This window comes from Streptacidiphilus monticola (assembly GCF_042658505.1).
Lineage (GTDB): Bacteria > Actinomycetota > Actinomycetes > Streptomycetales > Streptomycetaceae > Streptacidiphilus > Streptacidiphilus monticola.
Genome location: NZ_JBHSQJ010000049.1, coordinates 19,747 through 32,150, shown reverse-complemented (window position 1 = coordinate 32,150; position 12,404 = coordinate 19,747). Strand labels below are relative to the sequence as shown.

Sequence of the window (12,404 nt, the reverse complement as noted above, 5' to 3'; positions counted from 1 at the left end):
GGGTGCACCGCGCAGCCGGGGAAGCAGCGGGGCGGCAGCTGAGACCGCACAGCAGGGTCCCCGACTTCACGGTCGGGACCCTGCTGTCGTTTCAGCGCCGGCTCTGCCAGTCGCTGGTGCCGCCGTATTTCCCCGGGCTCCTGGCCCGGTCACGGGAGGACCCCGGCCGAAGTACGGCCGGGGTCGTCGACGCGCTCTCGGGCGGTCAGTGCTGCAGGGTCAGCACGCCCGGCTGCCACGGCAGTCGGTCGTAGGGGCCGCTCGCGGAGGGGGACTTGCCCTGGTAGAGGAACTGCAGGTGGCAGGGGTCGATGGTCATGGTCTGGTCGGGGTTGTCGCGGACCAGGTCGCCATGGCTGATGTCGTTGGTCCAGGTGGCGCCGCTGTTGGCCTTGCCCGCGAAGGGGTTGCCCTCGGTGGCGGCCTGCGCGGTCCACGGGCCGTTCAGACTGGTGGCGGTGAAGGAGCGGAAGTAACGCTGCTCGTTCGCCCCCCGGGCCTCGACGATCATGAGGTACTGGTTCTGGCCCTTGACCTTGTAGACCTGTGGCGCCTCGAACAGCCTGCTCGGGGAGTCGCTCATGACCGTCGTGTAGGACGAGCCGAAGCTGCCCGGGAAGTCTCCGAGCGGCATGCTCGCCCGGTAGATGCTGCCGTTGTCGCCGGCGAAGAACAGGTAGATGTTGTGATCGTCGGCGATCAGGGTCTGGTCGATCGGTCCGGTACCGGAGCCGGGGATGCTGCCGGTGAACAGCGGCCGCGGCGCGGACCAGCCGCTCGGGTCGCTGGGGTCGCTCGACGTGCGGTAGCTGAAGGGCCACTGACCCCACTGGTAGGCCAGTACCCAGAGCTTCTTCGGCGCGAAGTAGAACAAGGTCGGCGCCACCGCGGCAGGGCTCATCCCGGTCTGGCGCGCGGACGCCATGTCCGACCAGTTGGTGAACGGGCTGAACATCATCGAGCCGTACGACGACCCCGACACGTTCGACGCGTAGACGAGGTGCTTGCCGTTGTAGACGACGTCGGTGAAGTCCTTCACTGAGGCCCATCCGTTCGCCGGCCGGGCCAACGCCCCGGTCGAGGACCAGTGGTACGTCGACGGCAGGGTGCACGTGCCGCCCGTCGGCGCGGGCGTCGACGGGGTGGACGAGCCGGACGGGCTGAAGGTCCAGTGCTGGTTGGGGGCGCCCGTGGCGTCCCAGACCTGGACGGTGGTGCCGTTGGCGGTCCGGCCGCCGGGGGTCTCCAGGGCCCGGCCGCTGGCGACGTTGGTCAGGGTGATGGAGCCGTCGCCGTTCCGCGCGGCCTTCCAGTGCTGGTTGGCGCCGCCGTTGGAGTCCCAGACCTGCATCCTGGTGCCGTTGCCCGTCTGGTTGCCCGGCTCGTCCAGGACCCGCCCGCTGGCGACGTTGGTGAGCGTCCAGGAGCCGTCGCCGTTCCTGGTGGCCCGCCACTGCTGGTTGGTGGCGCCGCTGGCGTCCCACACCTGGAGCGGCGTGCCGTTGCCGTTCTGTCCCGCGTACTCGTCGAGGACGCGACCGGCGGCCACGTCGGTCAGCGTGTAGACGGTGCCGGAGGTGATCTCTCCGCCCGGCGTGCCGCCGCCGCTGCCGCCGCTGCCGCCGCTGCTGCCCAGGGCGGTGAGTACCGCGCCGTAGGCCGGCTTCTTGTTGCCGTTGCCGTCGAACAGCAGGGGGTTCTCTCCGGTGCGCCAGGAGTCGCTGTCGCGGATGCCCCACACGGTGATGCCCGTGCAGCGGGCGACGGCCAGGCAGTCCTGGACGGCGTTGGTGTACGCGGCGGCCGAGGCCTGGGCGATGTCGAGTTCGGTGATCTGGACGTCCACGCCGAGGGCGGCGAAGTCGGACAGGGTGGTCCGGAAGCTTGCCGGTGGGCCGGAGGCCCCGAAGTGGCTCTGGAAGCCGACGCAGTCGATGGGGACGCCACGGGACTTGAAGTCCTTGACCATGGCGTAGACGCCCTGGGTCTTGGCGTCGGACCAGTTCTCGATGTTGTAGTCGTTGTAGCAGAGCTTGGCCGAGGGGTCGGCGGTGCGGGCGGTGCGGAAGGCCTCCTCGATGAAGCCGTTGCCCAGCACGTCCTGGAACACGGAGCTGCGGTGCCGGCCGCTGGGGCCGTCGGCGAAGGCCTCGTTGACCACGTCCCAGGCGTAGATCTTCCCCTTGTAGTGGGTCATCTCGGTGGTGATGTGGTTGTCCATCACCCGGCGCAGGGTGGTGGGGTCGGTGATGGCCTTGACCCAGTTGGGCAGTTGGGAGTGCCAGACCAGGGTGTGGCCGCGCATGCGCTGACCGTGCGCGGCGGCGTGGCTGACGATCGAGTCGCCCGGGGCGAAGTTGAACGACCCCTGGGAGGGTTCGGTGGTGTCCCACTTCATCTCGTTCTCCGGGGTGATCATGTTGAATTCCCGGTCGAGGATGGCGGAGTACGTCGCATCGCCGAGCCTGCCCGACGCCACGGCGGTGCCGAAGTAGCGGCCGCTGCCGGCCGCCGCCGCACCCAGCGTGCCGGCGTTCGGCGTGTGCGAGGCCTGGGCGACCAGCGGTATGGCAGCACCCGCGGCGGCGGCGAGGACCACGGCGGCGGTGAGCGCGCGGCGGGTTGCCGGCCGGCGGCGATGGGAGCGGTTCTGATCTGGCAAGGACTTGTCCTTCTCGCTCAGTGGGCTTTGGTCTCGGCCCCGGATTGCCCGTCAGTTGCCGCCGGGGCCGTCGAGGTTGCCTGTTCTGGGAGACACCCGTTGCCGGGTGGGAGAGACGAGAACGGAGCCGGCCCCGTCGCGGCGGGCGGGGCCGGGTCCGTACCTTCCGTCTACCTGAGCGCCACGCCACCGGAGTTGTGATAGGCGATGGTCTTGCGGATCAGGTTTCCGCCGTCGGTCTCGACCGTGGTCTGCTCCTGCTGACCCGGGCCGAACAGCAGACCGGCGATGTGCGCCTTCGCCACCTGGTCCATGTGCGCGAAGAACCAGTCGACCTTGTCGTCCTTGTAGTGGTTCAGGGTGTTGTTCTGCGCCATGTTGCCCACCGGGATCTGCCACAGGACCACCGGCTTGCCCACGGACTCGGCCATCGTCCGGTAGAACGCCAGACGTTCGGCGGCCTTCTGGTCGGTCCAGAAGTTGTCGAGGCCGCCGTGGGCCGGCTGTGCGTACCAGCCCGCATCGCGGTCCGACACGTCGGAGACCAGGAAGTCGGCGTTCTTGGCGCCGAGGTGGGCGTAGTCCGTGACGCACTGCGGGGTGTTCTGCTGCCAGTCGAAGCAGGACAGGTGCAGGCCCACGGCGGTGTGCGGTGCGTACCTGTGGCCCATCGCGATCATGCACTGCGCGAGGCCGGTGGCGCTGTTCGGCTGGGATCCGCAGTCCGTCGGATCCGCGGCCGTGACCTGCGCGGGGACCTGGCGCGGGTCGCCGAGCGAACGGACGTAGCCCCAGAAGTCGGGCTCGATGTCGATCATTTCCTGCGAGGTGCCGATCTTCTGGAGGAAGAAGCGGTAGTCGTTGAGGTAACGGGTGAGCAGGTCGACCCTGTTGATGGCCTTGACCTCGCCCGGACCGTCGCCCTCGCCCGCGAGATCGCCGAGGTCGCGCAGGGAGTACCAGGTCCACAGGAACTTCTGCGGGCGCGGGCTGCCGTTGTACGTCTCCTGGGCCACCTGGGAGTCGCGCCAGGTCACGTAGGTGCCGGGGGCCGTGGTGCTGCCGTTCCAGCAGCCCCACCAGCCTGTCCACCCGTCGTGGCAGCGGGCCGCCGTGTAGTAGTCCGAGGAGGGCGCGGGCTGGCTGTGCACGTAGGCGTACTGCACGTCGAACGGCGCGGCCTTCGCCGAGGCGTCGGACATCGAGCCGCCGATCAGCACCGTGCTGCTGCCCATGAAGCTCTTCGCCGAGCCACCGCCGCCGGCGGGGGTCGACGATGCCGGCGGCGCCGACGTCGGGCGGGCGCCGCTCGGCTGAGCGGACACGGACGGCCTGGCGGACGGGCTGGGAGTGGCGCTGCCGCTGGAGTTGCCCGGGTTCCCGGTGCCGCTGGGACTTCCGGCCGGGACGAGCTGCCACTGCTGGTTGGCGCCGTTCCAGTCGTGGTACTGGGCGACGCGGCCCCCGTCGGCCTTGGAACCGAGCGGAACCTCAACGGCCTTGCCGCTGAAGCGGTTGACCAGACGCACGTATCCGCCCGACGACTTCTCCAGGTGGAACTGCTGGTTGGCGCCGTTCAGGTCGCGCCACTGCACCAGCGCGGAGCCTTCGGTCTTCGACCAGTTGTAGTCGTCCAGCACCTTGCCGGAATTCCGGTTCAGCAGGCGGTAGTTCCCGCCACCAGCGTCGATGAACCTCCACTGCTGATTGGTCCCGCCGGTACGGCTCCACTGCACCACCGAGGCGCCGTCGTTCGTGGCGTACCCGAGGTCGTCCAGCGCCTGGCCGGTGTTGTGGTTGACCAGCACGTACCAGGCGTTCGTGTCCACGGTTTGCGCCGAGGCCGTGTTGATCGCGACCAGGGAGCCGCCCACGACCGCCAGGCTGACGGCCGCCCAGAAGGGCCGGCGCTGGTACAGCCGGCGGCCGCGATGCGTCTGTCGCCGCCCCGGACCGGCCGAGCGGAGGGAGGCGCGGCCATGGCGGCCGCGGCCACCGGGCGACCCCTCCGGGGAGGTGGATGGGTGAGGGAACATGTCGATGCTCTCTTTCAACCGGGACCTCTGACCAGACCGCTTGTCCGGACACCCCTCAGTTGTCACCGCTCCCGGAAAGGTTGCCCCGACACGAAGAGTTTTTTCGGCGCACGCAAGCCCGTACCTCCGCCCGATGCCGGACCTGAGTGCGAACCTTCTGGCCTCCGCGCCCGCCCGGTTGGGCAGACGCAGGCCCGGACAGGTCGACTGTCCGGGCCTTCGTCTCTTCTCAACTCCCCGTCGCTGTCCGGCCGGTGAGGAGTCAGCCGGCCAGACGGCGGAGGGCCGCGGCGACGAGTCCCTTCAGGTGGCCCGGGTCGTTGCCGGGCGCTCCGGTCAGTTCGAGGACGGCGAAGCGGCGGCCGCTGCGGATGACGGCGGCCCCGCCGGAGAGGGTGCCGTCGCCGTTGTAGGCCGGGTACCAGTGGCCCTCGCCGCCGTTGACGGTGAGCGTCCGTGGGGCGCCGTAGTGCCAGTGGCCGGCCGGCTCCTTGCGGCAGACGCTCAGCAGCGCGTCGAGTTGCTTCTCGGAGGCGCTCGCCGAGGCGACGGTGGAGCCGGCCGCGGCGGATTCGTTCAGCAGGCTGCCGCGTGTGTCGAAGGTCCAGCTGACGTCGGCGTAGCCGGCCGCCCGGCCCTTGGTCAGCGCCCGCATGGTCTCCTCGCCCGAGCACGCGGAGAGGGCCTGCCTGCCGGCCAGGCCGAACCGCGCGGCGACCGGGGCCAGGCCCTGCTGGAAGAAGTCGCCGCTCTGGATCAGGTTCTGCGAACCCAGGCCGGGCGCGGCGAGCGCAGGCGTGGTCGCCGGGGCCGCCGAGACGGCCGCGCGGTGACCGGCGTGGGCGCCGCCCCCCTCGGCGGTCGCGGGCTGGACGGTGACGCCCACCGCGACCAGGGCGGCGGCGACACAGGACACGGTTGCCGCGATGCGGCCGCGACGGGCGCTCTTGTGACGGGTCGTCTGGTGTTCGGACATCTCATCCCCCTGGTGATCGGGACGCGCTCTGCGCCCTCGTACAACCGGGGAGATGCCGGCCCGGAGGCGGAAGTTGGGCCGGTCGCCCGCTGTTTCAGAGCTGTGACACGGCGGTGCGGACCACCGCCGTCATCGCCGCCGTGCCCAGGCAGGCGTCGACCTCCAGGACCGCGTAGTGCGAGCCGCTGCGCAGGAAGGCGATGCCGCCGCACGGCTCCCGGCCGGGCGGTGCGGTGCCGGTGGAGTTCAGCTTCCCCTCGAAACCGCCCATCCAGCTCGCGCTGACCTCCGGTGCGAGAGCGAGGGTGTGCGTCGGCCCGTAGACCCAGTGGCCGGGCGGCTCGTCCTGGCAGGGCACCTCCTCCAGCGCCAGGCGTTCGGTGTAGTTCTGTGCCAGCGCCGGACTTCCGGCGTCGGCGGCGACCTCCCGGGCGATCTGTGCGGATTCGTCGACGGCCAGCGTGGAGTCGTCGGACGTGGCGGCCGCGGCGGTCATCAGGCCGCGGAAGTGCGCGCCCGGCCCGCCCAAGGTCTGGCCGAGGGTCTTCTCCCCGGCGCACTCCGCGTTGGCGTAGCGGCCGTCCCCGAACCGGTCCCGCACATAGAGGTGGGCGGTGACGCCGACGGCCGCGAAGGCTGTCGGCGTGAGCAGGTTGCGCTCCGTCACCGGTCCGGTGGCGGGCGTCGGCGCGGTGGCGCTGTGGCTGGGCGACGCCGTCGGCGCCGCCGGGGCCGAAGATCGGTCGGGTAGGACGAAGCGGCCGGTCAGCACGCCGAGCGTGGCGGCTGCGACAAGGACGGCGACGACGGCCCGAGCTCGCACCCGAAACCTCAGACGCCGTCGGCGAGGCGGTCGCGCATGAAACGGCGGGCCTGGTGGATGCGGTCCTTGACCGTGCCCAGGGGAGCGTCGAGGGTCTCGGCGACCTGGAGGTAGGTCAGGTCGCCGAGATCGCGCAGCACGAAGGACTCCACCAGCGCCGGATGCTGCCGCTCCAGCGCGGTCAGCGCTTCCATCAGGTCGATTCGGGTGCCCGCGATGACGCTCGTCGTCCGCGGGTCCACGCCTTCGGGCAGGACCGCGTGGCTGAGCTCCGCACGACGGCGCATCGAACGGTAGGTGGACCTGGCGGCGTTGGACGCGATCACGGTGACCCAGCCGACGAACGAGCCGCGCCCGCCGTACTCGTGCAGATGCGTGCTGACGGACAGGAGCGCGTCCTGGGCGGCCTCCTCGGCGTCGGCGAGATGGGGCAGGAACCTGGCGCAGCGCCGCATGACCAACGGCCGCAGCTTGGTCAGCAGATGCTCCAGTGACGCCCCGTCACCTGCCTGGGCAGCCGCCACCAGCTGCGTCAGCTCGCTCTCGTCGAGCACGTGTCGACCCCGTTCCCCGTCCGTTCGGGAGTTCCGCGCCCCCCGCGACTCCGGCAGAATGCTGCCACATGCAGAAGTTGGGCCGTTACCTCCTGGTGGACCGGCTGGGAGCCGGGTCCTTCGCGACGGTGTGGCGGGCGTACGACCCCGAGCTGGACACGGACGTCGCGGTCAAGGTGCTGGCCGACAACTGGGCGTCGAACGCGGATGTCAGGGAGCGGTTCCTGGCCGAGGCACGACTGCTGCGCCGGATCTCCAGCCCGCGGGTGGTGCGGGTGCACGACGTCGGGGTCCACGAGGACCGGCCCTACTTCGTGATGGACTACGTCCGCGGCGGCACACTGGCCGAGCGGATCGGGCAGTGCCCGCCCGAGGAGGCGCTGCGGCTGGCCGCCGAGGCCGGGTACGCGGTGCAGGTGCTGCACAGTGCGGGCGTCGTCCACCGGGACGTCAAGCCGTCGAACCTGCTGCTCGACACCGAGCAGACGCCTCCTGGCGTACTGGTGGCGGATCTCGGCAGCGCGAAGCGGCTGGCCGACGCGTCGGGGCTGACCGTCACCACGGGCACCCCCGCCTACATGGCACCCGAACAGGCCTTCCAGACGGGAGGGTTCGACGGCCGTGCGGACGTGTACGCGCTTGGCGTGCTGACCTTCGAGCTGCTGACCGGTCAGAAGCCCTTCGGCGCCGGCGGCCGCGCCGGTTGGGTCACCGGCGGCCTGCCCGCGTCCGCGCCGTTGTTGCCTCCCGGCGGACCGGCGCTTCCCGGGGGCGTCGCGGAACTGCTCGGCGCGGCGATGGCGGTGGATCCGGAACAACGGCCGCCCACCGCCCAGGCCTTCGCGGACGCGCTGCTCACACCAGGCGTCACCGCCGGGGCAGGGGCGGGGAGGCCGTTGGGGCGGTCGGGGCCGGGCTGGGCCGCGGTGTGCTCCGCGGCGGCGCTGGTCTTCCTGACGACGACGGTGCTGACCTGGCTGCTGCGCTGAGCCCGAGACGAGGCCGGAGCCGGGGTGCCGGGCGCACCGGGAGGAGCCGGGACGGTGGGTGCGGCCGCTGCCTGCGTTCGGCAGGTCCCCGGCAGCAAGCCCCACATCGGGTCCGGTGGAGCCTTCGGCGTCGCTGTCCCCGGCAGCGGGCGCCCCGAACTGGCCGGTGGCAGCGGAGCTTTCCGGCGGCGGCGCACGTCGGAGGTCGCGCGCCCCGCTGAGTTGGGGTGCGACTACCCACAAGGAGGGGCGGCAGGCGGCCGGTTGGGGGTACCCGGAGGCGGCGGCGCGGGTGAAGCTGGCATGGCCCCCACAACCTCGGCGCTGCCTGGGGGCGCGTGGCCGGTCCGGGCATCTCCGAGTCGGCCGCGGAGGGAACCGCAGTGCGCGGCGGATCCCGGCGGCGTCCGGGGCGTGGGGAAGAGGTCACTCACCGCCGCCGCGGGCGTGCTCGTGCCGACGACGGGGCTCTGTCGCTGGAAGTCCCGTACCGGCTGCCAGAAGAGTCGTGCCTTCCGGCAGCCGGGAGCGGGCGCGGCCGGTGACTACTGGGCATAGCAGGGCCGGCCGCGCCCGGCCCAGGTCCGGGTTCGCCCCTCGACTCTTCTGCTGCCACCGATCGATGCTCAGGCGCGGCAGCCCGCCTCAGCGGTCGGCGTCCTCCGCGAGCGTGTAGGCGACCAGGGCGTTGGCGTGGCCGTGGCCCAGGCCGTGCTCGGACTTGAGCCAGGAGACCAGCTCCATGTGCTTCTTCGGCGGTGCCGAGCGGATCAACTCCTGCCACTCGGCGAGCGGTCGGCCGTACTTCTTCTCGATGGAGGGGAAGTAGCTCGCGGGGCCCTTGGCGGTGGCGGTCATGTCTGTCTGTCCCGTCCTGTCCTTCGTCCGTCTGGGAGCCTGTCGGCTCCTGTCGGCAGGTAGGACGGACCGCGCGGCCGGAACTCATCGGTCCCCGCTCGGCGGAATCCACCTCGGCCTCAGGCCACCCGGCGGAAGTCGAAGTGGCCGCGGATGCGCCGGTTGAAGTAGCGGCCATGGCTGTCCGCCGACAGCAGTTCCTCGTGGACCGACTCCTGCACCGCCAGGTAGTCGTAGACCCTGCCACCGGGGAACTCCAGCTCCAGCACGTGCCGACGGGCGTCGTAGCCGGCGGAGACGACGCAGGTGGAGTCAAGTGCCATGCGGCGCACGGGTCCAGTGTGGTCACCGGGGCGTCCCGCCGCATCCGGAGGCGCGCCCCGGGCGGCCGGTCTCGGAACGGTCTCTGACGCAGGGTCAGCGGACAGGACCGTTCGTGCCGGGTGCTACCGTCCCCTGCTGAGTACCTGTCACATCACCCTCTTGGGTCTCGCCCACCACACAGGGAGCATGCTGTGAGCGGACGGCACGGTCGGCGCAGATCGCGGGCCTGGCTCGGGGCAGCAGGACTGATCGCGGTCTCCGCGGTGGTCGCCGGAGCGGCGGCCGAGGCCGCCACCCACCCCGAAGCCCGGGACGAACGCGCGCCGGTCCGCAAGGCCGTCTCCCCGCTCACCCGGCAGCAGCAGTTCGCCGCCGCGGCACGGGAGTTCGGCGTGCCGGTGCAGGTGCTCCTGGCGGTCGGCTACCAGGAGTCCCTCTGGGAGACCCACGACGGCCTGCCGAGCACGACCGGCAACTGGAACGTCATGGGCCTGACCGACGTCCGCGCCGCCGACCTGGAGACGCCGACCGGCAACGCGTTCGCCCAGGCGGAGGGCGTCGACGCCCGGGGCGACGGCGGGGGCGTGACGACGACAGCGCAAGGCTCCACCCCGGATGCCCGGACCGCCGGGGTGGACACCACCGCGCCCGCGCTGCACACGGTCGAGGCCGCCGCCGCGCTCATCGGGCAGCCCGCCGCCCGGCTTCGCACGGAGGCCGTGCAGTCGATCCGGGGCGGAGCCGCGCTGCTCGCCTCCTACCAGCGGAAGTTCGGCCGTTCGCGCTCCGCCGACCCGGCGGCCTGGTACGCGGCCGTCGCCGCGTACGCCCAGGCCGGGGACGCCACCGGAGCCCGCCTGTTCGCGGACCGCGTCTACCAGGTGCTGCGCACGGGCGTCAGCCGCACGACCGCGGACGGTCAGCAGCTCGGCATCACCGCGGATCCGGACCTGGCCCCCGACACCTCCGGCGCCCCGACGCCGTCCGGGACGGCACCCTGCCCGGACCCGGTTCCCGGCCTGACATGCCGTTACGTGCCCATCGCGCACCGCGCGTTCCGCACCGCCTCGGGTGGGACGGACTACGGCAACTACGACGTCGCGGACCGGCCCGCGGACGGCAACACCGTCGACACGATCGTCCTCCACGACACCGAGGGGACCCGGGACGGCGCGCTCGCCTGGTTCCGCGACCCCGAGGCGCAGGCCAGCGCGCACTACCTGATCGGCCGCGACGGCACGCTCACCCAGCTGGTCCCGGTGCAGGACATCGCGTGGCACGCGGCGAACCGGACCGTCAACTCCCACTCCGTGGGCATCGAGCACGAAGGCTGGGCGCTGCGCACGGGCGCCTGGTACACACCGTCCGAGTACCAGACCTCGGCCGCGCTGGTGCGCACCCTGGCCGCCCGCTTCCACCTGCCGCTGGACCGGCAGCACGTCATCGGCCACGACGAGGTCCCGGGCGTCACCGACGCGGGCACCCGCGCGCAGCACTGGGACCCGGGCCCGTACTGGGACTGGAGCTACTACCTCGGCCTGCTCGGCAGCCCCCTCTCCGGCGACGACCAGGCCGTCGTCGGCGGCACCGTCACCATCGCGCCGCCCTATACCGACGCCAACCGCCCGCAGTTGAGCGGCTGTTCGGGCGGGAGGAGCTGCACGGCGCACCCGGCGAACTTCGTCTACCTGTACCGGGGGCCGTCCTTCAGGTCGGGGCTGCTCAACGACACGGTCCTGCAGAACCACGGGTCGAGGCGGGGGTCGGACTGGGGCGACAAGGCCGTCTACGGCGAGACCTTCGTGGTCGCGCAGATCGAGGGCGACTGGACCGCGATCTGGTACGGCGGTCAGAAGGCCTGGTTCCACAACCCGGGCGGTCGCTTCGCCTATGCGAACGCGGGCGTCGGCGTCCCGGGCGGGGGCGGCGGCGAGGTGCTGGTCACGGCGACGGCGACCGTACCGGTCTACGGCGTGGCCTTCCCGGAGGGACGCAGGCCCGCCCCGCTCGGATACACGCTCGGCCCGGGCCAGGCCTACGTCGCCCTCAACGGCGGCATGCCGGTGACGGGCGACTACGCCTCCTGCTCGGCGACTGCCGCATGCAGCAGGAGTACCGGCGCCCAGCAGTACTACGTGATCTCCTACAACCACCGGCTGGCCTACGTCCGGACGCAGGACGTCCAGCAGGTCACCGCGCTCACCCCGCCGAGCGGCAGCTACCTGCCCCTCGACGGCAGCCGGGCGCTGGACACCCCGGTGCGCGGCCGCCGGTCGGTGCGCCTGGCGCTGCCCCAACTGGGCGCACAGGCAAGCGCGGTGGCGCTGCGCGTCGGCGACGGCAGCTCCGCGGGCACGCTGCTGGTGCTGCCGGTGCACGGGGGCGCCACGACGGTCCCGGCGCCCGCGGGCGCGAAGCGGGTCCGGGCGGACCTGGTGGGCTACTGGACGACGGACGGCACAGGCGCGCGCTTCGTCGTGGCGGGTGCGGGCGTCGCCGCGCCGGACGGAGTCACGGCGGTGCTGGTGCGCTGGGCCCGCACGGGGGAGTCGGCCCTGGTGGCGGCGGGCGCGCCGCTGCCCGAAGGTGCCACGGTGACGGGCTGGTTCACCACGGACCCGGCGCTGGGCGCGTCCCTGCACCTCGCCTCCGGCCGGGTCACCCTGCCCGCGGGCCGCACCGTCACCCTGGCGGGCGCGAACGGAGTCCCGTACGCGGCCACGGCGGCGCTGGTGGAAGTGTCAGGCGCCCAACGGCTGCTGCCGGTGCGTCAGGGGACGGTCGCCACCCCGCCCACGGCCCCGTCGACCCTGATCGGCTGGTTCGCCCCGTAGCCGACGGGCGGGCGTACGGCGGGGGCCGCCTCAGCCCGTGGCGGGGCGCGCGGTGCCTTGCGTGTGTGACTGCGTTGCCGGCGCCTCGCTCCGGCGCCCCGCGGCGGAGCGGCGGGACCGTGGGCCGGATCCCACGACCCGGGGTCGCTCCGGCGCCCATCGCGGCGGAGCCGCGTGACCCTGGGCCGGTACGCCCGACCTTGGAGCCGCTCCCGCGCCCCGCGGCGGAGCCGCGTGACCCTGGGCCGGTACCCCCGACCCGGGGTCGCTCCCGCGCCCATCGCGGCGGAGCCGCGGACCCTGGGCCGGTACCCCGGACCTTGGAGTCGCTCCCGCGCCCGCGGCGGA

Annotated in this window: 9 protein-coding genes; 2 read left to right on the top strand and 7 right to left on the bottom strand. The window is 72.4% G+C overall.

The features are described from left to right. Positions 1–205 precede the first annotated feature (205 nt). The 5 genes from ACFP3V_RS12930 to ACFP3V_RS12910 all read right to left on the bottom strand — a co-directional run bounded on the left by ACFP3V_RS12930 (position 206) and on the right by ACFP3V_RS12910 (position 7,051). Positions 206–2,662: a non-reducing end alpha-L-arabinofuranosidase family hydrolase gene (locus ACFP3V_RS12930; protein WP_380583118.1), complete on the bottom strand. Its 2,457-nt coding sequence runs from the start codon at positions 2,660–2,662 to the stop codon at positions 206–208. Between the two features lie 170 nt (positions 2,663–2,832). Next, a complete protein-coding gene (locus tag ACFP3V_RS12925) occupies positions 2,833–4,536 on the bottom strand; it encodes an RICIN domain-containing protein (RefSeq protein ID WP_380583117.1) in 1,704 nt (567 codons plus the stop codon). Positions 4,537–4,960: 424 nt separating this feature from the next. Continuing rightward, positions 4,961–5,674: a hypothetical protein gene (locus ACFP3V_RS12920; protein ID WP_380583116.1), complete on the bottom strand. Its 714-nt coding sequence runs from the start codon at positions 5,672–5,674 to the stop codon at positions 4,961–4,963. Positions 5,675–5,768: 94 nt separating this feature from the next. Continuing rightward, complete coding sequence (locus ACFP3V_RS12915) at positions 5,769–6,497, bottom strand: hypothetical protein (protein ID WP_380583115.1); 729 nt, start codon at positions 6,495–6,497, stop codon at positions 5,769–5,771. 8 nt (positions 6,498–6,505) lie between these two features. After that, entirely contained in the window at positions 6,506–7,051 is a 546-nt protein-coding gene (locus tag ACFP3V_RS12910; RefSeq protein WP_380583114.1) for an RNA polymerase sigma factor, read from the bottom strand. A 68-nt stretch (positions 7,052–7,119) separates the two neighbouring features. Here ACFP3V_RS12910 and ACFP3V_RS12905 point away from each other — a divergent pair, with 68 nt between their 5' ends. Continuing rightward, positions 7,120–8,040 (top strand): serine/threonine-protein kinase, encoded by a 921-nt coding sequence (locus ACFP3V_RS12905; RefSeq protein WP_380583113.1) that lies wholly within the window; start codon positions 7,120–7,122, stop codon positions 8,038–8,040. A 645-nt stretch (positions 8,041–8,685) separates the two neighbouring features. Here the strand turns inward: ACFP3V_RS12905 and ACFP3V_RS12900 are convergent. Beyond that, positions 8,686–8,898: a DUF4287 domain-containing protein gene (locus ACFP3V_RS12900; protein ID WP_380583112.1), complete on the bottom strand. Its 213-nt coding sequence runs from the start codon at positions 8,896–8,898 to the stop codon at positions 8,686–8,688. 119 nt (positions 8,899–9,017) lie between these two features. Further along, positions 9,018–9,221 carry a KTSC domain-containing protein gene (locus ACFP3V_RS12895; RefSeq protein WP_380583162.1) on the bottom strand — a complete coding sequence of 68 codons (204 nt, stop codon included), beginning with the start codon at positions 9,219–9,221 and terminating at the stop codon, positions 9,018–9,020. 192 nt (positions 9,222–9,413) lie between these two features. Here ACFP3V_RS12895 and ACFP3V_RS12890 point away from each other — a divergent pair, with 192 nt between their 5' ends. Then, a complete protein-coding gene (locus tag ACFP3V_RS12890) occupies positions 9,414–12,056 on the top strand; it encodes an N-acetylmuramoyl-L-alanine amidase (protein ID WP_380583111.1) in 2,643 nt (880 codons plus the stop codon). The last annotated feature ends 348 nt before the right edge of the window (positions 12,057–12,404 follow it).